Here is a 21,798-nt window from a genome sequence, read left to right as displayed (position 1 = left end):
TCGTCCGGAATGCGGACGTCCGGGGTCGAAAGCCCGCTCGATTCACCGGATCGTGCGATCACTACCTGTTTCGTGCGTGTTCGAACTCGTTCCGTGCTGCCGTACTCCCAGGAAAATGAGTCGCACACGCCCGTAGGCTGGAAGGCATGACCACAACGGGGGAACACCAGGCCGGCACGGGCACGACCGCCCGTGGCCGGCTGTGGTGGAGACGGCGGCGCAGTGTCGCGTTGGACGTGGGGCTGGGGATCGTCTCCGCTTTCGAGTGCGCTCTGGAGGGTGTGGGGTTCGCGGACAAGGCCGCGATTCCCGTGCCCGTCGGGGTCCTGTTCGGGCTGGTCGTCGGGTCCGTGCTGGTGCTGCGGCGGCGGTGGCCGATCGCCGTGGTGCTGGTGTCGATCGCGACCACGCCCGCCGAGATGGGCTTCTTGATGGGCATCGTCGGGCTCTACACGCTCGCCGCGTCCGATGTGCCGCGCCGGATCACCGCGACGCTCGCCGGGATGTCGCTGACCGCGACGCTGATCGTGTCGTTCGTGCGGGTACGCCAGGAGGTGCAGTCCGCGGACTTCGATCCGGAGCCCGGCGCCTGGTATGTACCGACGATGGCGGGCTTCATGTCGCTCGGCCTGACCGCGCCGCCGGTGCTGCTCGGTCTCTACATAGGGGCCCGACGCCGGCTGATGGAGAGTCTGCGGGAGCGCGCGGACAGCCTGGAGCAGGAGCTGTCGCTGCTGGCTGACCGGGCCGAACAGCGGGCCCAGTGGGCGCGTACGGAGGAGCGGACCCGGATCGCGCGGGAGATGCACGACGTCGTGGCCCACCGGGTGAGCCTGATGGTGGTGCACTCGGCCGCGCTGCAGGCGGTGGCGCTCAAGGACCCGCAGAAGGCCGTGAAGAACGCCGCGCTGGTGGGAGACATGGGCCGACAGGCGCTGACCGAGCTGCGCGAGATGCTCGGCGTGCTGCGGGCGGGCGACGACGAGCAGCGGGCTGCGAAGCCGGTGCCGCTGGCTGCGGTGGGCGTCGCGGCGGCCGCAGCCGCGGCTGCCGCCGCCGAGGACGGACCGTGTCTCGCCGACCTGGAAGGTCTGGTCGGCCAGTCGCGGCAGGCGGGGATGGTGGTCGAGCTCGTGGTCCAGGGCGAGGGGCGGGAGTACGCGCCGGAGGTCGAGCAGACCGCGTACCGCGTGGTCCAGGAGGCTCTGACGAACGTCCACAAGCACGCGGCCGGCGCGAAGGTGATGGTGCGGCTCGCGCACCGCGGGGCCGAGGTCGCCATGCAAGTGGAGAACGGCGCTCCGGACGCCGACGGTGCGGCAGCGGCCGCGAGGCTGCCGAGCGGCGGCAACGGCCTGGTGGGGATGCGGGAGCGGGTGCTTGGGCTGGGCGGGGTGTTCGTGTCGGGGCCGACCGACGTGGGCGGCTTCCGGGTCTCGGCGGTGCTGCCGGACCGGGACGGGTACGGCGAGCAGCAGCTCTGACCTGTACTGGCCTGTACCGACCTGTACTGATCGGCCCCGGTCGGCCCCCGTCGGGCCTGTTCGGCCCCCGGGCTCAGCCGAGCGTGAGCCGGGCCGGCTGGGCGCCCGTGACCAGCGTGGCGAGCGCCTGGTCGATGTCCGGGCCGAGGTACCAGTCGCCGGTGTGGTCGAGGCTGTAGACCCGGCCCTCGACGTCGATGGCCAGTACCGCCTGGTTGTCGCCCTCCTCCCCGAGCGGGGAGATCTCGGTGTCCAGCGCGCGCCCCAGATCGGCGAGGGTACGGGCGAGGTGGAGCCCGGCCAGCGGGTCGAAGCGCACGGGCGTGGGGGCCGTCTGCCGGCCGGGGCCGGGCGCCGTGACGCGCAGCCCGCCGAATTCCGCCCAGGCCTCGACGGCCGCGGGGAACACCGCGTGCCGGTGGCCGGCCGGCGAGGCGTACGCGCGCAGCGTGTCCGCCCAGTGCTCGGCCAGCTTGATGTCCCAGCGGCCGGGCTGCCAACCCGCCTCGCGCAGGGCGGCGTCGACCGCGACCGGGAACCGGGTGGTGCTGAGGTGGTCGGGCATCGGTGCGGGTTCAGCCGTTCTCGGGTGCGGTCGGGGCGACGGGGCGGACCCCGAAGTGGTCGAGCATCGCCATACAGGAACGGCAGGGCGGTGCGTAGCTGCCGTGCAGCGGGTCGCCGTCCTCCCGGATGCGGCGCGCGGTCAGTTTCGACTGTTTGAGTGTGCGCCGCGCCTCGCTGTGGGTCAGCGGCTTGCGCTGGGCCCGCTTCGAGCGCTGCGACTCGGCGGCGGTGAGATGGCGCGAGAGCAGGATCGCCTCGGGGCAGCGGCCGGTGAAGCGTTCGCGCTGGCCGCTGGTGAGGGTATCGAGGAAATCCTGTACGAGCGCGTGAAGTACGGGCGGCTGGTCGCCCTTTCCCGCGGTGCAGGTGAGGGTCTCACCGCGGACGGAGAGTGCCGCGGCGACGGCGGGCAGGATGCCGTCGCGGCGGTGGTTCAGGGCGGGCGGGCGGTGGGCCTCGGTGCTGCTCCAACTGAGGCGTGGATCACCTGAGGTGCCAGACGTACTTGGTTGCGCTGTGTGCATGGTGCTGTCGTCCCCTCCCCTGCAATCCCCCGAGTTGCGGGGACAGCCTGCCAAATGGGGCTGGGGGTGCGGAAGCTGGGGCACTGAAACGTGTCGACCCGTCGGCAAACGGTCACTCGATTGTGACTGTTCGTGACGGAACCGGAGCGCCGGTTCTCCCTATTGCCCCACCGCATAGGCTGTCCTGAACCAGCCGGAACGCAGCAGGGGGCATACCGCCATGACGACAGGTCGGCAAGGGCTGGGGGCACCTCCCGGCCCCCGGGCCGGGGGACAAACCGCGCCACCTAACGCGGCCTACGCCGGGCAGGTCGTGAACTTCCCGGATCCGGTCCGGGCCTCCCGCCACCCTAGAGGTGTGCGCGTGGACGAGAACGGCTATCCGGACTTTTCGCCGTACGCGCGTGCGGCCGCGCAGATTGCCGAGCCCCCGGAGGGCTTCGGCGTCGATGAACTGCGGCTCACGGACTACGTATCGGCGAATGCGGCGTTGCACGCCGACGGCCATGCGCTGTGGGACACGATTCCCGCGGTCGCCACGCCGCACGGCTGGACCTGGCACCACGTGCCGGGCACCCGCCGTCTCGAGCTGGTCCCGGTCGAGGTGAAGGCGCTGCTGCGGCATCACGGCGGCCTGGCGACGACACCGGTGGACCAGAGCAAGCGGGGCACCCGCCCGCTGCAGGAGACCCGGCCCGCGCACTTCGGCCTGCCCAAGGGCGGGCTGTCGGTGACTGAGCATCAACTGCTCGGCGTCGAGGAGGACTTGGGTTACCGCCTGCCGGGCGCCTACCGCTCCTTCCTCAAGGCGGCGGGCGGCTGCGCCCCGGTCGGCGCGGCGCTCGACGCCGAGTTGGGGCTGCTGGTCGACCAGCCGTTTTTCACCGTGCGGGACGAGGCCGGGGCCAATGACCTGGTGTACGTCAACAAGTGCCTGCGGGACCACCTGACCAAGGACTACCTGGGCGTCGCGTTCGTCCAGGGCGGGATCCTGGCGGTGAAGGTCAAGGGCTCGGCGGTCGGCTCGGTGTGGTTCTGCGCGTACGACGACGCACGGGACCAGGACGGCTGGAGCGTGCAGGAGCGCGTGGAGCGGCTGCTGCTGCCGTGCGGCGACGACTTCGACGGTTTTCTGCAGCGCCTGGCGGGCAATCCGCCGGAGCTGGAGACCGTGGCGAACCTGATGGTGGACGGCGGCTTTGCGCACGCCGTCCCGATCTCGGACGAGGGGTGACGGTCCGATGGTGACCTTCGCGCAGGCGCAGGAGCGCGCGGAAGAGTGGGTCAACGGCGATGTGCCCGCGTATCAGCACCGTGAGGTGCGTGTGCGGGAGTTCGAGCTGGGCTTCGTGGTCTGGGCGGAGGACCGCGAGGGCGGCGCCCGTTCCGACGGCGGGCAGCAGCGGCTGGTGATCGCCCGCGACAGCGGTGAGGCGACGCTGTGGCCGGGGCTGCCGGTGGGTGAGGTGATCCGCCGGTACGAGGAGGAGTACGGGATCCAGGAGGAGGCCGTTGCCGCGCCCGAGCCGCCGCAGCGCATCGACCTGAATCAGACGTCGTTCCTGTTGAGCCCGCCGGAGTGGCTCCAGGAGGCGGCGGACAAGCTGGGGATCCCGGACCGGCGGTCGCCGGAGTCCGGCGCGGCGGCTTCGGGTTCGGCTTCGGGTCCGGGTGCGCCGGAACCGGCGGGTGCGGGTGCGCCGTCGTCCGGGGCCGACTGGTCGGCCCCGGCTGCCGCTTCCGGTGCCACCGGCCCCAACGCGTCGCAGGCGGGCGGGAGTTCGTCCGCCTCCGGGGCGGCGTGGCCCGCGGCCGGGTCCTCGGGCGGCGACGCCTCGCAGGGCGGGTCGCTGTGGCCCAGCGCCGGTGGCGGCGACTACGAGCCGACGGCATCCGACGGTGTGCCCGCCACGCCGTCCGGGGCCGCTGCGTGGACGGACACCAACGCCGCGGGGTCGGACGACGCGTCCGTGCCGCTGCCGGCCACGGTGTTCGCGCCGCCGATCTCCGGCACCGACGACGATGACACCCCGCCGCCCGTGGTGGGCCCGGATGCGCCGACCGCGCTGATGTCGGGCGGCAGCCAGCTGCCGCGGACCGCAGTCGCCCCGGCGCTGAACCAGCAGCCTGGGGGACCTGCCGGTCCGGGCGCGGCCGACATCGCCGACGCGGCGACGAGCAAGGCGGTCCTGCCGCCGCGTGGCTCGCGCGGAAGCGGTCCGACGACTCCGCCGCCGCCCGGCGCTCCCGGCACTCCGGGCGCGCGGCCGGGGGCGACGCCGCCGCCGTCGGGGCCGGGTGCTCCCGGTGCTCCGGCGGCCGGCTATCTGCCGACGCAGCTCGTCTCGCAACTGGGTGCGGAGGGGCCGCAGCCGCCCGGCCCGCCCGGTGCTGCTCCGACGCCTCCGGGCCCGCCCGGTGCGCCGACGCCCCCTGGTCCGCCCGGTGGTGGCGTGCACCATGCCGCGACGATGCTCGCCGGACCCGCCCAGACGGGCCCCGGTGCGCCACAGCCCCCCGGTCCGCCCGGCGCTCCGGGGGCCGCGGGTGCTGCGGGTGCGCCTGGGGCTCCGCAGCCTCCTGGTCCGCCCGGCCCTCCTGGTGGTACGCCGCCGCCCGGTGGTGGCGTGCACCATGCCGCGACGATGCTCGCCGGACCCGCTCAGACGGGCCCGGGTGCGCCGCAGCCCCCGGGACCGCCCGGTGCGCCGACGCCCCCCGGTCCGCCCGGTGGTGGCGTGCACCATGCCGCGACGATGCTCGCCGGACCCGCCCAGACAGGCCCCGGTGCGCCACAGCCTCCCGGCCCGCCCGGTGGTCCCGTACAGCATGCGCCGCAGCCACCCGCGTACGGCTATCCGCAGCAGCCGCCGTCCGGCATGCCGACCGTCGGCCCCGGCTACCAGGCCGTGCTGCGCTACCGCGCGCCCGACGGCTCAGAGGCGCAGCTGATCCGCCGTTCGGCGCCCGGCACTCCGCACCCGGAGTGGCAGATCCTGCATGAGCTGCGCGCCATGAACGTGCCGCCGCAGCAGGTGCTGGAGCTGCACACCGAGCTGGAGTCGTGCGAGCTGCCCGGCGCCTACTGCGCGCGGATGATCCGGGAGACCTGGCCGCAGGTGCGCATCACCTCTGTCGCTCCGTACGGCAGGGATCACGCCAGCCGGCAGCAGGGCATGCAGCATCTGCTCACCCACCAGGGCGAGTTGCATCAGGTCGCGGACGGCCCGGCGCGGCCCGCGCCGGTGCGGGCGCCGCTGCCGCAGGTGGCGCCGGCCCCGCCGATCCCCCCGGAGGGGATCGCGCAGGAACTGGTGGGCGCGTTCGGGCCGCAGGGCATCTGCCGCTTCGACCAGCGGGCCGTCTCGCGTCAGGGAGTGCCGGAGATTGTCGCGGCCACGCTGGTGTGGGCGGGGCTGCCGGGCGACTTCAACCCGTTCTTCTGGGCGCAGCCGGCCCAGCCGGTCGTCCCGACGCTCGCGGAGCTGGCGGCACAGCGGCAGATCCAGCCCGCCTCCGACGCGGGTTCGTACCTCGTGGTGGGCAGCGACTTCGGCCGCGCGATCTGCGTTCAGTACGGCACGGCGCACATCGTGGCGGTGCCGGTGGAGGCGGGCCCGGGCGGTCAGCCGGTGGCGCCGCAGTTCGTGAACAGCGGGCTGCCGGAATTCACCCGCTGCCTGGCGCTGCTCGGCCGGATGTGGCGGCTGCGCTTCGGGCTCAACCCTGAGCAGGCCGGCCGCTGGACGGTCGACTTCCAGGCGCAGCTCGCCGCGCTGGACCCGGCGGCGCTGGGGTCGCCGGAGAGCTGGTGGTCGGTGCTGCTCGAGCAGATGTGGGACGGACTGCTGTAAGGCGCTGACGTAATGGATCACCGGGGCGCCCGGTCTGCTGCGGCAGACCGGGCGCCCCTCTGTTTGCCCTCGACTCCGACTTCTTTCACCAAATGGCGCATTTCTGAGCGTGGTGAGGTGGAGTGTTGCGTTATGAGTACTTCAGTCCGATCCAGCAGGATGTGCGCAAATCACGATGTCTGTCATTGTCTGTCACTCTCGAGAGAGGCTTGAAGGTTGACATCCTCCACCCCCTGGCGGGGGTGGATTCCTTCCCTTGCGGGTTGGGCTTTCTGCTTCGCTGACAGTTGCCTCTCAGGAGTGCTCCGTTGAGGTCTTACACCGTCTCCACAGACTGTCACCGCCAGCCCGGCGGCCAGTATGTTCTTCGCTGCGTTCACGTCCCGGTCGTGGACTGTTCCGCAGTCGCATGTCCATGTCCGGACGTTCAGGGGCAGCGTGTCTCGGATGGTGCCGCATTCGGAGCACAGCTTGGAGGAGGGGAACCAGCGGTCGATGGCGACCAGATTCCGTCCGTACCAGGCGCACTTGTACTCCAGCATGGAGCGCATGTCGGTCCAGGCCGCGTCCGAGATCGCGCGGGCCAGGGTGTGGTTCTTGACCATGTTGCGTACGGTCAGGTCCTCGACCACGATCGTTTGGTTTTCACGAACGAGTCGAGTGGTGAGCTTGTGCAGGAAGTCCCTGCGGCGGTCGGCGATCCGGGCGTGCACCTTGGCGACCTTGCGCCGGGCCTTGGCCCGGTTCGCGGAGCCCTTCTCCTTCTTCGCCAGCACACGCTGGGCCTTGACGAGTCGGGCGCGGTCCTTGCGCTCATGCCGGGGGTTGGCGATCTTCTCCCCGGTGGAGAGCGTCACGAGGGTGGCGATCCCGGCGTCGATCCCCACTGCCGTATCCGTGGCGGGGAGCGGCTGGACGCCGGGGTCCTCACACAGCATGGACACGAACCAGCGCCCGGCGCTGTCCTGCGACACGGTGACCGTGGACGGCTCAGCACCCTTCGGGAGGGGACGCGACCACGCGATCGCCAGCGGGCCGTCCACCTTGGCCAGCGTCAACTGACCGTCCCGGTACTTGAACGCGGAGCGGGTGTATTCCGCGGAGCGGCGTGTCTTCTTCTTCGACTTGAACCGTGGATACTTCGCCCGTCCCTCGAAGAAGTTCGAGAACCCGTGTTGCAGGTGACGAAGCGTCTGCTGCAACGGAACCGACGACACCTCGGACAGAAAGGCCAGTTCCCGGGTCTTCTTCCACGCGGTGAGCATGGCCGAGGTCTCGTTGTAGTTCACACGCCGCTGCTCGCCGAACCACGCCGTGGTACGGGCCTCCAGCGCCAAGTTGTAGACCTTGCGCACGCACCCGAACGTGCGCGACAGCTCGGCTGCCTGCGCATCGGTCGGGTGGAAGCGGTACTTGAACGCCCGCTTCACGTACTCGGTCTTCATATCTCACAAACTATAGGCCAGTTGGTGAGAGGTCGAAGCGTCAGAACAGAGATGCAACGACACACCGCCGCTTCGCGGCTCCGGGCCAAGGATGCGTTTCCCGCCCCGGCTGAAACCGGGGGTTTACCCGCAAGGAGATTGGGATGAGTGCTGCATCGGTGTCACCTCACGGCTTCGCCACCGTACGTGGCCGTGGCTACCCGCTGAAGGAGACCGACGCCTACGTCACCTCCCTGTCCCAGGACCGCGACGACGCCTGGGAACGCGCGGCGCGCCTCACCGTCCTCGCCAGAGAGATGGAGACGGAGGCGGCCGGTCTGCGCGAGAGGGTCGCGGCGCTCGCCCCGCCGACGTACGAGACGCTCGGCCGACGCGCCGAGTGCCTGCTGGCGCTGGCCGTTGAGGCGTCCGAGGAACTGCGGGCCACGTCCCAGGACGAGGCGCAGGCGGTGATCGAGGCGTCCGACGCGGCCGCCCGCCGGATGCGCGACGCGGCCCGCGAGCACGCCGATTCGGTACGGGCGGACGCCGAGGCGCGAGCCCAGCAGATCCTGCTGGCCGCGCAGGCCACGGCGGACGAGACCCGCATCGAGGCCCGCCGCGAGGTCAAGGAGCGACGCGGCGAGGCGGTTGCCGCGTGGAAGGAGATGCGCCTGCGCACCGAGAGCGCCCTGGCCGACCTGGAGACGGAGCAGGCCGGCCGCTGGGAGGCGTTGGAGCGCGAACTTGCGGACTGCTCAGCCGAGTTGGACGCGCGCCACGCCGAACTCACCGCTGACGCGGAGGCGGGTCTCTCGGAGGCCAAGTGCATCTTCGCCGAGTCGGAGGAGCACACCCGCCACGGCCAGGAGGACGCGGAGGCCCGGGCCGCAGAGCTGCTTGCCGAGGCCCGGGCGTGCGCGGAGCGGATCGCGCGCGAGACGGAGCGGCTGCTGCGGGAACACGAGGAGTCCCGCGAGGAGATGGAGGCGCACATGGCGCACATCAGCAACAGCCTGGCGGCCCTGACAGGCCGCGCGGCGGCGGAGGGCTGAGGGGCCCTCCGCCGATTGCGCGGGGCTTGTCATTTCACCGAGGCGGGCGGCTCCACCGGGACGACGGGCTTGTTCTGGCAGCCGAAGGACTTGGCCACGACCCGGGCGGAGTGCAGCAGGTGGGTGAAGTGGGTGCGGGCGCTCGTGTCCTCGGTGAGGGTGTCCGACATCGACCCCTCGATCGGTACGCCGTTCTCCTGCTTCGCAGGCGTGCCGGGGATCTTGCACTTGACGAACACGAAGTATCGGACCTCGTCCTCGAAAGGTCGACGGATCAGTCTCACGTCGGAGTTCACAGGTGTCACAGTCGGTTTGCCCTCCTTCCCGGAATCGGGGAAGGGGACATCAAAAGCGAGAATGGAGGGGCCGTACTCAATGGCGAGCTCCTTTCCCGGATCATCGACGTCCATACTCGCCCTGCATACGTCGGCTTCCGCGAACGAAGGGATCCCGGTGCTGTCCGGATCCCAATTGCCCACCTGCTCGTAGAACAACGAACGGGCTTTCTTCAGATCGACGTTGCTCTTCATACGGGCTTTCCCCGGGCCTCCCGTACGCTCTTCCAGCCAGTTCACGCCGGCGCTGCCCAGGAGTTCCCTGCAGGTGGCCTGCTCGGCGGCTGCAGCGTCCTTGCTCTTGTCGGCGGTGCATGCAGTCATACCCAGCAGCAAGAGCGCCAGGACGGGGAATCGGACGGTCTTCAACATCAGTATCCTCGGGCGTTGTCGGTGTCACTGCGAGCCCTGCCGGCCTGGTGTTCCTTCTCCGCTTCGACCGACAGATCCCATATGTCATCGCTTGACATGCCGTGCTGCTCCGCCCAATTCAGGAGCGGAGTCATCGCGTTGCGCTCGCCCTCATCCCTCGCCTTGGCGATGCCCTCGAGCGACTCGTCGGTGTTGTCGAACTCGTTCTCCTTGAGCCAGTCGATCGTCTGGGTCGCAAACTGGGTTTCCGCAGCGCCCCCGACCACCTCGAAGGCAAGGGGGACGGCGATGGCCGCGGCGGCACCGGTGGGAACGACAACGGCCGCGCCCACGCCTGCGGCTGTCCCGATGACGGCCTCGGCCGCGAAATTGCGCCACTCGCCCTGCTTCTCGAGTTCCCTGTTCCGGTCCTCCTTCACATCGTGGAATTCCTGGCCGATGCTTTCGGAGCGAACCTCGTCCAGCAGCCCGTGCATCTTGATGCTGTGCATGCCGACGCGCTTCGCGTCGCCCAAGTCGTCGCCCTGCGCGGCCATCGCGCTGGCGCCGTAGATCTGCTGGGCCGTGGACACCGTGTCGTACGAATCCTTGTCGGACGCCAGCGCCCTCAAGAAGCTCGTGCTGTCCATCGAGTCGAAGTCGCGGAGATGGTTCTTGCCGGCGCCGAAGAGGTCGTCCCGCCCGGAGCGCTCTCCGCTGCCGCCGAAGTTGGCAGTGGAGTAGTTCAGGCTGTCGATGTGCCCGGCCGCCATGTTCGCCAGGCTGTCGCGGACTCCATCCTGTTTGTCGATGGTGTCGGCCGTCTTGTAGTGGTCCACGACCCGCTCCATGAGCTCGGTCCGCTGGTCACGCGCCGCGATCTGTTCCTTGGTGTCCATCGGCGGGATGGACGGATTCTTGTCGTCGTACGCGTACCCCAGCGTCGCCGACTCCAGCGCATGCCCGAGGTTGGTGTATCCCGTGGTCTTGCCGTCGTCGTCGGTCGGCCACTCGCGTGCGTCCTGGCTGTCCTTGTCGACCAGGTAGTCCCAGTTGCTGAGGGTTTCGAGGTCGTCCTTGGCGCCGCGGCCGGAGGAGCTGTTGAAGAAGTCCATCGAGGCTTCCGGGTTGCGGCCGAGGGCCTCCAGGAATCCGGCGACCGGGTCGCTGTCCGGCTTGGTGGAGCCGGGCGGGTAGTTGAGCTGGGCCGGGTGGGCGGGGTTGTCCCAGACCCAGTGCGGGCCGCCCATCTTGCTGTTGCTGCGCTCGAAGTCGACCAGCTTCTCGCCGTACGTGTTGAGGAAGTCGGTGTCCCACTTGCCCTTGGTCATCAGGCTGCTCATGACCTGGTAGCCATACGGGGCGCTCATGATCCCGGGGTGCTTGATGCGGTCGTCGCCCGCCGCGATGATGCCGTCCTTCCACTCCCGCATGTCGCGGGAGTCAACATGCGATGCGGTGGCCAGGGTGATGCCCAGGTTGTCCTGCACCGTGGCGAGGATCTTCGCGCGGTCGCCGGTCGGGGTGTCCCCATGGCCCGGGTCGGCGAGGCTGCGCCAGAACTGCAGCGTGCCCTCGGGGCCCATCTTGGTCGCGAAACGCTCGGCGAAGGCAGGGTTGTCGCGCTGGTACTTGGCGATCTCGTTGAAGTGCTTCAGCTCGGCGTCGGTCATCTTGTCGCGTTTGGCGGCGAGCCTCGCCAGTTCGTCGGCGTCCTCGATGCCCTGCTGCCGGTCGGCGTCCTTGAGGCCCTTGAAGCCCTTCTCGTCGAAGTCGTACTTGCTCTCGGCGTGCTCGCGCAGCGCCCGCGCGGCGATCCGGTCGGTCTCGTTCGCGCGGGCCAGGATCCTGCCGACCTCGGCGGCGGCCGTGTCGACCTCCTCCTGGGTCGGCGGTTCGAGCTTCGCGTTGCCCGAGACGGCGGACGGCGGGAGGGCGGAGCTCGCTCCGCCCTTTTCATTGATGTAGATGTGCCTCTTGGACCACTTGTCGATGGTGGTCCGCATGTCTTCCTTGTGCTTCTTGAGGTCGGAGTGGGCCTCCTGCAGGATCTTGTGAATGCTGCGGGCCTCGGTGACCATGTCGTCGAACTGGCGCGCCGTCGCCGTGGTGAACGCCTTTGTGACGGCGGCGTTGTCGCCCTTCCAGTCCGCGGCGTTGGCCTTGCGCTCCAGGTCGGCGGCGTTGATGCCGCCGTCGCCCCCGTCGGCGAGCGTGATCAGCTTGTTGAGCATCTGCTGCCACTGCGTGACCGCGGTGTTCAGTTTGCCGAGGTTCAGATCCTGCAGTTCCCAGCACGTCACCATGTCGAGCTCCCCGTTTCCCCGTTGCCCTCGTCTTTACTTGATCTGGTCGTAGATGCGCGACACAGTCATCGTCTTGCCGTCCAGGGCCTGCATCCCCAGGTTGATCTTTGTCTCCTGCTTTGCATGTGTGGAGCGTGAATAGTCGAGGTGGTTGGAGATGTGCCCGCAGGCCTCTTTGAGGGTGGCCAGCTTGGTGCTCCAGGCGTCGTGCACCTCGAGGAGGCCCGCCCCCATGTCCAGGCCGCCGTTGAAGAGCTCGTTGGAGGCTTCGAACGTGGCCACGCGTGCGTGGTCGCCGTCGGTCGACAGCTGCTCGCGCAGGGAGCGTGCCATGTCGCCGAGTTTTCCCAGCTCGTCGTCGTGGACGGTCAGATCACTCTGCCCGCCGCCTCCGCCGCCGCCCTCGGCGGGCAGTTGATTGAGCCGTGTCTGTGCCGAACCGGACTTGGCCTGCTCCCACTCGTCCCACGCCATGGCCTGCCCCCGTCATAACTCTTGTGATGTGCATGACTTCACTCCGTTCCACCGTAGTCGGGCATCATGTGCGAATGGCAAGCGGGCAAGCCCGGAGCGGTGAGAACTTCACGAAGATCGCACAACCCGATCCTCCCCGGGCCGTTTCCTGAAGCACGCACGCGGTGGCTACTTCTCGGGCTTGTCCGCGATGACCGGGAAGCGGCGCGGGGCGACGAACACCAGGACCAGCAGGGCGACTCCGGCCGCCGCTGCCGCGCCCACGTAGACGTAGTCGACCGCAGTCGCGACCGCACGCCGCAGATTGTCCGCCGACTCGTCCGTCGCCAGCGTGCGTGCCACCGAGTCGAGGTCGCCGCCGCCGAGGCGAGCCGCCAGCACTCCGTTCGCGATCGCACCGAAGAGGGCCGCGCCCACGCTCTGGCCGACCTGGCGGCAGAAGAGGACGGACGCCGTTGTCGTACCCCTCTCCGCCCAGGGGACCGTCGACTGGACGCCGACGATCAGCGGGAGTTGGAAGAGGCCGAGCGCCGCGCCGAGGAGCAGCATGATCAGGGCCGGCTGCCAGGGTTCGGCGGGGTGGGGGAGCAGCGGGAAGGCCAGCAGGATCAGCATCGCGAGCGTGATCCCGACGACCGCGGTGAGCCGGAAGCCGATCCGGGTGTAGACCCGGTTCGACAGCGCCGCGGTGATCGGCCAGCTCAGTGTCATGACGGAGAGTACGAATCCCGCGGCGATCGGCCCGAGGCCAAGTACTGACTGGGCGTACGTCGGGAGGAAGACGGTCGGGGCCACCATGAGCAGGCCCAGCGCGCCGAGCGCCAGATTGACCGCGGCGATCGTGCGGCGGCGCCAGACCCAGCCGGGGATGATCGGCTCCGCGGCCCGCCGTTCGATGACGACGGTCACGGCGACGAGGACCGCGCTGCCGCCGAGCAGTGCGAGCGACGGGGTGGAGAGCCACGGCCAGGCGATACCGCCCTGCACGAGCGCGAAGAGCAGCAGGCTGCCGGTGAGGAAGACGGCCAGTGCGCCGGGCCAGTCGATACGGGGGCGGGGTCCCCGTTCCCGTACTGGCTCGGTGAGATGGCGGGCGACCAGCCACAGCGCCACTGCCCCGACCGGCAGATTGATCAGGAAGATCCAGCGCCAGTCGGCGTACCCGGCGAGCAGCCCGCCGATCGCCGGCCCCGCCACCGCCGAGACCGCCCACACCGTCGACAACTTCGCCTGGATCTTGGGGCGTTCCTTGAGCGGGTAGAGGTCGGCGGCGATGGTCTGCACCGTGCCCTGGAGCGCCCCGCCGCCCAGGCCTTGCACGACCCGGAAGGCGATCAGCGAGGCCATGTTCCAGGCGGCGGCGCACAGCAGCGAGCCGGCGAGGAAGAGGATGATGCCGGCGATCAGTACCGGCTTGCGGCCGAAGGTGTCGGAGAGTTTTCCGTAGACGGGGAGAGAGACGGTGACGGCGAGCAGATAGCCGGAGAAGAGCCAGGAGAAGACCGAGAATCCGCCGAGGTCGCCGACGATCTGCGGTACGGCGGTGGAGACGACGGTGCCGTCCAGTGCGGCGAGCGCCATGCCGAGCATCAGGGCGGCGACGACCCGGCCGCGGCGGCCGCGCGGGGCGGCGGTCGCCGCGGATGCCTCCGACGTGGACGCCTCCGATGCCGCGGCCGCCGCCCCGCTCGCCGCCCCGGATGTCTCGCCGTCGGCGCCGGTACTGCCCGTACTGCCGCCCGTGGCACTCACCCCTGAATCCTTTCCCCCTGCACGTATTTCCCGGGACAGCCTCTCACTTGAGCCTCACGCAGGGGGAGGGTGCAGGCTCGACCCGTGCCGTTCCACCCGGAGGTGGAGTCCCCCTAGGGGCTCCTCCTTACTCATGGCCAGGGGTGGTTCGTCCCGGGGGACGACGAGGGGGCGGGGGTCAATTCCTTAGCTTGGTCTTAAGGCCGCAGCTGAGGCCCGCACCACCGGGGGGTGGGGAAAACCCCCGGTTCAAGACTGCGCTGCGCACCAGCGCGCCGGACCGCTTCCGCCGACAGACTCGAACCCGTACTCGCATCCGTACTCGCACCCGTACGCGGACCGTACGCGGCGACACCAACTCATCACCGATTTAGGAGACATACCGTGACAACGGCTGTGACCATTCCCCGGCACGGGGACACCGGAGGGCGTACGGCCGTCGCCGCGCGAGGGCGGCAGGTCGTCAAGGCGTACGGCTCCGGGGAGACCCGCGTCGTCGCGCTCGACCATGTCGACGTCGACATCGCCCGCGGGCAGTTCACCGCGATCATGGGTCCGTCCGGGTCCGGCAAGTCGACGCTGATGCACTGCCTGGCCGGCCTCGACACCGTCACGTCGGGCGAGATCTACCTCGACGAGACCGAGATCACCAAGCTCAAGGACAAGAAGCTCACGCAGCTGCGCCGGGACCGGATCGGCTTCATCTTCCAGGCTTTCAACCTGCTGCCGACGCTCAACGCCCTGGAGAACATCACGCTTCCCATGGACATCGCCGGCCGCAAGCCGGACGCCGCCTGGCTGAACCGGGTCGTCGAGACGGTCGGCCTCATCGACCGCCTCAAGCACCGGCCCACCCAGCTCTCCGGCGGCCAGCAGCAGCGCGTGGCCGTGGCCAGGGCGCTGGCCGCCCGACCCGAGATCATCTTCGGCGACGAGCCGACCGGCAATCTCGACTCCCGCGCGGGCGCCGAGGTGCTGGGTTTCCTGCGCCGCTCGGTCGACGAACTGGGCCAGACCATCGTGATGGTCACGCACGACCCGGTGGCCGCCTCGTACGCGGACCGGGTCCTCTACCTCGCCGACGGCCGGATCGTCGACGAGATGTTCCGGCCGACCGCCGACGCTGTACTTGACCGTATGAAGGACTTCGACGCGCGGGGGCGGACGTCGTGACTGTATGGAAGACCTCGATGCGCAACTTCTTTGCGCACAAGGGGCGAATGGCGCTCTCGGCCGTGGCGGTGCTGCTGTCGGTGGCCTTTGTGTCGGGGACGCTTGTCTTCACCGACACGATGAACACGACGTTCGACAAGTTCTTCGCCGCGACCGCGTCCGATGTCACCGTCAGCCCCAAGGGCTCCGGCGACGGCGGCGACGACAACGACAACCCGCAGACCGGCAAGCCCGAGTCGCTTCCCGCCTCGCTCGTCGAGCGGGTGGCGAAGGCCGACGGCGTGAAGTCCGCCGAGGGCGCGGTCGTCAGCATGAGCGTGACCGTCGTCAACTCCAAGAACAAGGACATGGGTTCCAGCAGCGGCGCTCCGACGATCGCCGGCAACTGGACAGAGAATGACCTCAAGGCGATGGACATCACCTCCGGCCACGCACCGCGCGGACCCACCGAGGTGATGGTCGACGCCGACACCGCAGAGAAGCACAACCTGGGGCTCGGTGACGAGCTGCGCACCATCGCCGTCACCGGCGACTTCACCGCCAAGATCTCCGGCATCGCCTCCTTCAAGGTCACCAACCCGGGTGCGGCCGTCGTCTATTTCGACACCGCCACCGCGCAGCGTGAACTGCTCGGCAAGGTAGGCCTGTTCACCCATGTCTCCGTCACAGCGGCCGAGGGCGTGAGTGACGAGCGGCTCAAGCAGAACGTCGCCACGACCCTCGACGGTGCTTTCAAGCTGCAGACGGCGAAGGAAGCCGCAGACTCGAGCCGCGAAGACGTCGGCTCCTTCCTCGACGTGATGAAGTACGCGATGCTCGGCTTCGCCGGGATCGCCCTCCTCGTCGGCGTCTTCCTGATCGTCAACACCTTCTCGATGCTGGTCGCCCAGCGCACCCGCGAGATCGGCCTGATGCGGGCCATCGGCTCGAGCCGCAAGCAGGTCAACCGCTCCGTGCTCGTCGAGGCGCTGCTGCTCGGCATCGTCGGCTCGATCGCGGGGGTCGCCGCCGGCGTGGGGCTGGCCGTCGGGCTGATGAAGCTCATGGGCTCCATGGGCATGCACCTGTCCACCCAGGACCTGACCGTGAAGTGGACCACCCCGGTGGTCGGACTCGTCCTCGGCATCGTCGTCACCGTCGTCGCCGCGTATGTCCCGGCCCGCCGGGCCGGCAAGGTCTCCCCGATGGCCGCGCTGCGCGACGCCGGTACCCCGGCGGACGGCAAGGCCGGCTGGATCCGGGCCGGTATCGGCCTCCTGCTCACGGGTGCCGGTGCCGCCGCGCTCCTGGTCTCCACCCAGGCCGACAAGGCGAGCGAGGGCTCGATGTTCCTCGGCCTCGGCGTGATCCTCTCGCTCATCGGCTTCGTGGTCATCGGCCCGCTGCTCGCGGGCGTCGTGGTCCGGGTGATCAGCGCGGTCGTCCTGCGGATGTTCGGTCCGGTCGGGCGGCTCGCGGAGCGCAACGCGCTGCGCAATCCCCGTCGTACGGGAGCGACCGGCGCCGCCCTGATGATCGGCCTCGCCCTGGTGGCGTGCCTGTCGGTGGTCGGCTCCTCGATGGTCGCATCGGCGACGGACGAGCTCGACAGGTCTGTCGGCGCGGACTTCATCGTCCAGTCGGGCAAGGGCCAGCCGATCATGCCGCAGGTCGAGAAGGCGCTGAAGTCGGCCCCGCACATCGAGCACGTCACCAACTACAAGGGCGTGCAGACGAAGCTGACCTCCCCCGACGGTAGGACGGAGGACGAGGAGATCGTCGCGGCCGACCCGACGTACGCACAGGATCTGCGCCGCGAGACCGTCGCGGGCGAGCTCTCGGCGGCGTACGGGAAGAACGCGATGTCGGTCGGCGACACCTACGCCAAGAGGCACGGCGTGAAGGTCGGCGACAAGATCAAGGTCGCCTTCAAGAACGGCCGGACGGCCGAGCTGAAGGTCGCGGCGATCACCTCCGACGACGGGAACGTCGACAAGGGCGCGATGTACACCAACATCACGACCGCCGCGCAGTACGTCCCCGCCGACAAGATGCCCAAGAACCTGATCATGTTCGCGAAGGCGGAGGACGGCAAGGAGAAGGAGGCCTACGCGGCGCTCAAGGCGTCGGTCGCCAAGTACCCGCAGTACAAGGTCCAGAACCAGACCGACTTCAAGCAGGACCTGAAGGACCAGATCGGCCAGCTGCTGAACATCGTCTACGGCCTGCTGGCGCTCGCGATCATCGTCGCGGTGCTGGGCGTGGTGAACACCCTCGCCCTGTCGGTGGTCGAGCGGACCCGGGAGATCGGCCTGATGCGCGCCATCGGCCTCTCGCGCCGCCAGCTGCGCCGCATGATCCGCCTGGAATCGGTGGTCATCGCCCTCTTCGGCGCGCTGCTCGGCCTCGGCCTGGGCATGGGCTGGGGCACGACGGCGCAGAAGCTGCTGGCGCTGGAGGGCCTGGGGGTCCTGGAGATCCCGTGGCCGACGATCCTCACGGTGTTCGTGGGCTCGGCGTTCGTGGGCCTGTTCGCGGCACTGGTGCCGGCGTTCAGGGCGGGCCGGATGAACGTGCTGAACGCGATCGCCACGGAGTAGGGGGGCGGCGGCGCGTTACGGTAGGGGGTCCTGGCCCCGGGGTGTTCCTCCAACACCCCGGGGCCGGGGTGTGCTCCCGTACGAATGCCTCCCGGACCATGTCCTGGGCTCCGTGGAGAGCCCCGGTCATCAGGTGCACCTGTCCGACCTGCTGTTTCACGGGGTGCGGCGCAGAACTCCCCGGACTCCTCTTCGGTCGATGCGGCTCCCGGTGGACGCAGGCGCGAGGGTTCCGGACGCGGCTGTCGCACCCGCGTCGTACGCTGGAGACCCCCGGCCCGTTCGACGTGTCGGGCGGTTCGCGTTGTCTACCCCCCGCCCCGGATGGAAGCCCTTCATGAGCCTGCACGGTCTGCTCGATGCCGTCGTACGTGACCCGGCGCTCGCCGACGCGGTGAAGGCTGCCGGTGACGGCCACCGTATGCATGTCGACCTGGTCGGCCCGCCCGCCGCCCGCGCCTTCGCGGTGGCCGCGCTCGCCCGCGAGTCCGGGCGGCCGGTGCTGGCCGTCACCGCGACCGGGCGCGAGGCCGAGGATCTCGCGGCGGCGCTGCGCTCACTGCTGCCCGAGGAGGGCATCGCCGAGTACCCCTCGTGGGAGACGCTGCCGCACGAGCGGCTGTCGCCCCGCTCCGACACGGTGGGCCGCAGGCTCGCGGTGCTGCGCAGGCTGGCCCACCCGGCGGAGGACGACCCGGCCGCCGGACCGGTCTCGGTCGTCGTCGCGCCGGTCCGTTCAGTGCTGCAGCCGCAGGTCAAGGGGCTCGGCGACCTGGAACCTGTGGCGCTGCGGACCGGGGAGAGCGCCGATCTCGGTGAGGTAACGGAGGCGCTCGCCGCCGCCGCGTACTCCCGGGTCGAACTGGTCGAGAAGCGCGGCGAGTTCGCCGTCCGCGGCGGCATCCTCGATGTCTTCCCGCCGACCGAGGAACACCCCCTTCGGGTGGAGTTCTGGGGCGACGACGTCGAGGAGATCCGGTACTTCAAGGTTGCCGACCAGCGCTCGCTCGAAGTCGCCGAGCACGGGCTGTGGGCGCCGCCCTGCCGCGAGCTGCTGCTGACCGACGACGTACGGCAGCGGGCCGCGGCCCTCGCCGAACAGCACCCCGAGCTGGGCGAGCTGCTCGGCAAGATCGCCGAGGGGATCGCGGTCGAGGGCATGGAGTCCCTCGCGCCGGTCCTCGTCGACGACATGGAGCTGCTGCTCGACGTCCTGCCGAAGGGCTCGATGGCTGTCGTCTGCGACCCGGAGCGGGTGCGTACCCGGGCCGCGGATCTGGTGGCGACGAGCCAGGAGTTCCTGCAGGCGTCCTGGGCGGCGACCGCGGGCGGCGGGGACGCTCCGGTCGACGTCGACGCGGCCTCGCTGTGGGGGATCGCGGACGTACGGGACCGGGCGCGCGAGCTCGGCATGATGTGGTGGTCCGTATCCCCGTTCGCCGCCGACGAAGAGCTGTCGGACGACACGATCAAGCTGGGGATGCACGCCCCGGAGATGTACCGCGGCGACACGGCCCGCGCGCTCGCCGACACCAAGGGCTGGCTCGCGGACGGCTGGCGCACGGTGTACGTCACCGAGGCGCACGGCCCCGCGGCCCGTACCGTCGAGGTGCTGGGCAGCGAAGGCATCGCCGCCCGCCTCGACGCCGACCTCGCCGAGCTCTCCCCGTCCGTCGTCCATGTCGCCTGCGGCTCGATCGACTACGGCTACATCGACCCGGGCCTCAAGCTCGCGGTGCTGACCGAGACCGACCTCTCCGGCCAGAAGGCGGCCGGCAAGGACGGCCAGCGGATGCCGGCCAAGCGCCGCAAGACGATCGACCCGCTCACCCTGGAGGCGGGCGACTACATCGTCCACGAGCAGCACGGCGTGGGCCGGTACATCGAGATGGTGCAGCGCACCGTGCAGAACGCGACCCGCGAGTATCTGCTCGTCGAGTACGCGCCCGCCAAGCGCGGCCAGCCCGGCGACCGGCTCTACATCCCCACCGACCAGCTGGAACAGGTCACCAAGTACGTCGGTGGCGAGGCCCCGACCCTGCACCGGCTCGGCGGCGCCGACTGGACGAAGACCAAGGCGCGGGCGAAGAAGGCGGTCAAGGAGATCGCCGCCGACCTGATCAAGCTGTACAGCGCCCGGATGGCCGCCCCCGGCCACGCCTTCGGCCCGGACACACCCTGGCAGCGGGAGCTGGAGGACGCGTTCCCGTACGTCGAGACGCCAGACCAGCTCTCCACGATCGCCGAGGTCAAGGAGGACATGGAGAAGACGGTCCCGATGGACCGGCTGATCTGCGGCGACGTCGGCTACGGAAAGACGGAGATCGCGGTACGGGCCGCGTTCAAGGCCGTCCAGGACGGCAAGCAGGCCGCGGTCCTGGTGCCGACGACGCTGCTCGTGCAGCAGCACTTCGGCACCTTCTCCGAGCGCTACTCCCAATTCCCGGTGAATGTACGGGCGTTGTCCCGTTTCCAGTCCGACGCGGAGGCGAAGGCGACCCTGGAGGGCCTGCGGGACGGCTCGGTCGACATCGTCATCGGCACGCACCGCCTGTTCTCCGCAGAGACGAAGTTCAAGGACCTGGGACTGGTCGTCGTCGACGAGGAGCAGCGCTTCGGTGTCGAGCACAAGGAGCAGCTGAAGAAGCTCCGCGCGAACGTCGACGTACTGACCATGTCGGCCACCCCCATCCCGCGCACCCTGGAGATGGCGGTCACCGGCATCCGCGAGATGTCGACGATCACGACGCCCCCGGAGGAGCGGCACCCCGTGCTCACCTTCGTCGGGCCGTACGAGGAGAAGCAGCTGGGCGCGGCCATCCGCCGTGAACTGCTGCGCGAGGGCCAGGTCTTCTACATTCACAACCGGGTCGAGTCGATCGACCGGGCCGCGGCCCGGCTGCGCGACATCGTGCCCGAGGCCCGCATCGCGACCGCGCACGGCCAGATGCACGAGTCGGCGCTCGAGCAGGTCGTGGTGGACTTCTGGGAGAAGAAGTTCGACGTCCTCGTCTCGACCACGATCGTCGAGTCGGGCATCGACATCTCCAACGCGAACACACTGATCGTCGAGCGCGGCGACAACTTCGGTCTCTCGCAGTTGCATCAGCTGCGCGGCCGGGTGGGCCGAGGCCGCGAGCGCGGTTACGCGTACTTCCTCTACCCGCCGGAGAAGCCGCTCACCGAGACCGCCCACGAGCGCCTGGCGACCATCGCCCAGCACACCGAGATGGGCGCGGGCATGTACGTCGCGATGAAGGACCTGGAGATCCGCGGCGCGGGCAATCTGCTCGGCGGCGAGCAGTCCGGCCATATCGCGGGCGTCGGCTTCGACCTGTACATCCGCATGGTGGGCGAGGCGGTCGCCGACTACCGCGCCGCGGTCGAGGGCGGCGTGGAGGAAGAGCCCCCGCTCGAGGTCAAGATCGAGCTCCCGGTCGACGCGCATGTCCCGCACGACTACGCACCGGGGGAGCGGCTGCGCCTCCAGGCGTACCGCGCGATCGCCTCCGCCAACTCGGAGGAGGACATCAAGGCGGTCCGCGAAGAGCTCACGGACCGCTACGGCAAGCTCCCGGAGCCGGTCGAGAACCTTCTCCTGGTGGCGGGCCTGCGGATGCTGGCCAGGGCGTGCGGGGTGGGCGAGATCGTGCTCCAGGGCTCCAACATCCGCTTCGCGCCGGTGGAGTTGAGGGAGTCGCAGGAGCTGCGGCTCAAGCGTCTCTACCCGCGTACGGTCATCAAGCCGGCGGTCCACCAGATCCTGGTGCCCCGCCCGACGGCGGGCAAGATCGGCGGGAAGCCGGTGGTGGGGCGGGAACTGCTGGCGTGGACGGGCGAGTTCCTGACGACGATTCTGGGGTCGTAGCGCGACGGCGCTGCCGGGCCGATGAGCAGCCGGACGCACTTTGCCGGAGGCG

Annotated in this window: 14 protein-coding genes; 7 read left to right on the top strand and 7 right to left on the bottom strand. The window is 69.9% G+C overall.

Going from position 1 to position 21,798, the window contains the following annotated elements; genetic code table 11:
* The first annotated feature begins 146 nt into the window (after nt 1–146).
* Nucleotides 147–1,484: a sensor histidine kinase gene (locus ACH492_RS15025; protein ID WP_398986516.1), complete on the top strand. Its 1,338-nt coding sequence runs from the start codon at nt 147–149 to the stop codon at nt 1,482–1,484.
* 73 nt (nt 1,485–1,557) lie between these two features.
* Here the strand turns inward: ACH492_RS15025 and ACH492_RS15020 are convergent, their stop codons facing one another.
* Complete coding sequence (locus ACH492_RS15020) at nt 1,558–2,049, bottom strand: SUKH-3 domain-containing protein (protein WP_398986514.1); 492 nt, start codon at nt 2,047–2,049, stop codon at nt 1,558–1,560.
* Between the two features lie 10 nt (nt 2,050–2,059).
* The gene (locus ACH492_RS15015; RefSeq protein ID WP_398986512.1) at nt 2,060–2,575 is read right to left on the bottom strand and encodes a YwqJ-related putative deaminase; all 516 of its coding nucleotides are present in this window, start codon (nt 2,573–2,575) and stop codon (nt 2,060–2,062) included.
* A 220-nt stretch (nt 2,576–2,795) separates the two neighbouring features.
* Between ACH492_RS15015 and ACH492_RS15010 the strand changes: the two genes are divergently transcribed.
* On the top strand, nt 2,796–3,809 hold the full coding sequence (locus ACH492_RS15010) for an HNH endonuclease (protein ID WP_398986510.1): 1,014 nt from the start codon (nt 2,796–2,798) through the stop codon (nt 3,807–3,809).
* 7 nt (nt 3,810–3,816) lie between these two features.
* Nucleotides 3,817–6,429: an SUKH-4 family immunity protein gene (locus ACH492_RS15005; protein WP_398986507.1), complete on the top strand. Its 2,613-nt coding sequence runs from the start codon at nt 3,817–3,819 to the stop codon at nt 6,427–6,429.
* Nucleotides 6,430–6,611: 182 nt separating this feature from the next.
* Here ACH492_RS15005 and ACH492_RS15000 read toward each other — a convergent pair whose 3' ends face one another.
* Nucleotides 6,612–7,874: an RNA-guided endonuclease InsQ/TnpB family protein gene (locus tag ACH492_RS15000; RefSeq protein WP_398986505.1), complete on the bottom strand. Its 1,263-nt coding sequence runs from the start codon at nt 7,872–7,874 to the stop codon at nt 6,612–6,614.
* 143 nt (nt 7,875–8,017) lie between these two features.
* Here ACH492_RS15000 and ACH492_RS14995 point away from each other — a divergent pair, with 143 nt between their 5' ends.
* Nucleotides 8,018–8,908, top strand: a complete 891-nt coding sequence (locus ACH492_RS14995) for a cellulose-binding protein (protein ID WP_398986504.1) — start codon at nt 8,018–8,020, stop codon at nt 8,906–8,908.
* A gap of 29 nt (nt 8,909–8,937) precedes the next feature.
* Here ACH492_RS14995 and ACH492_RS14990 read toward each other — a convergent pair whose 3' ends face one another.
* The 4 genes from ACH492_RS14990 to ACH492_RS14975 form a co-directional block, all read right to left on the bottom strand.
* Nucleotides 8,938–9,615 carry a hypothetical protein gene (locus tag ACH492_RS14990; RefSeq protein ID WP_398986502.1) on the bottom strand — a complete coding sequence of 226 codons (678 nt, stop codon included), beginning with the start codon at nt 9,613–9,615 and terminating at the stop codon, nt 8,938–8,940.
* The gene (locus ACH492_RS14985) at nt 9,615–11,900 is read right to left on the bottom strand and encodes a DUF6571 family protein (RefSeq protein ID WP_398986500.1); all 2,286 of its coding nucleotides are present in this window, start codon (nt 11,898–11,900) and stop codon (nt 9,615–9,617) included. The genes ACH492_RS14990 and ACH492_RS14985 overlap by 1 nt, the downstream gene beginning before the upstream one ends.
* A 33-nt stretch (nt 11,901–11,933) precedes the next feature.
* Nucleotides 11,934–12,374, bottom strand: a complete 441-nt coding sequence (locus ACH492_RS14980) for a hypothetical protein (protein ID WP_398986498.1) — start codon at nt 12,372–12,374, stop codon at nt 11,934–11,936.
* 168 nt (nt 12,375–12,542) lie between these two features.
* On the bottom strand, nt 12,543–14,126 hold the full coding sequence (locus tag ACH492_RS14975) for an MFS transporter (RefSeq protein WP_398986496.1): 1,584 nt from the start codon (nt 14,124–14,126) through the stop codon (nt 12,543–12,545).
* Nucleotides 14,127–14,510: 384 nt separating this feature from the next.
* On the opposite strand from ACH492_RS14975, the gene ACH492_RS14970 reads away from it, so the two are divergent.
* The 3 genes from ACH492_RS14970 to mfd all read left to right on the top strand — a co-directional run bounded on the left by ACH492_RS14970 (nt 14,511) and on the right by mfd (nt 21,746).
* Nucleotides 14,511–15,299, top strand: a complete 789-nt coding sequence (locus ACH492_RS14970; RefSeq protein ID WP_356225148.1) for an ABC transporter ATP-binding protein — start codon at nt 14,511–14,513, stop codon at nt 15,297–15,299.
* A complete protein-coding gene (locus ACH492_RS14965) occupies nt 15,296–17,878 on the top strand; it encodes an ABC transporter permease (protein WP_398986494.1) in 2,583 nt (860 codons plus the stop codon). Before ACH492_RS14970 ends, ACH492_RS14965 begins: the two co-directional genes overlap by 4 nt.
* 337 nt (nt 17,879–18,215) lie before the next feature.
* The gene (gene mfd / locus ACH492_RS14960; protein ID WP_398986492.1) at nt 18,216–21,746 is read left to right on the top strand and encodes a transcription-repair coupling factor; all 3,531 of its coding nucleotides are present in this window, start codon (nt 18,216–18,218) and stop codon (nt 21,744–21,746) included.
* The last annotated feature ends 52 nt before the right edge of the window (nt 21,747–21,798 follow it).

Origin of the sequence: Streptomyces sp. NPDC019443, from assembly GCF_044389785.1 — a bacterium.
In the GTDB taxonomy this organism is placed as follows: Bacteria; Actinomycetota; Actinomycetes; order Streptomycetales; family Streptomycetaceae; genus Streptomyces.
The sequence above is the reverse complement of the archived record's forward strand: the minus strand, read 5'-3'. Positions and strand labels throughout refer to the sequence as shown.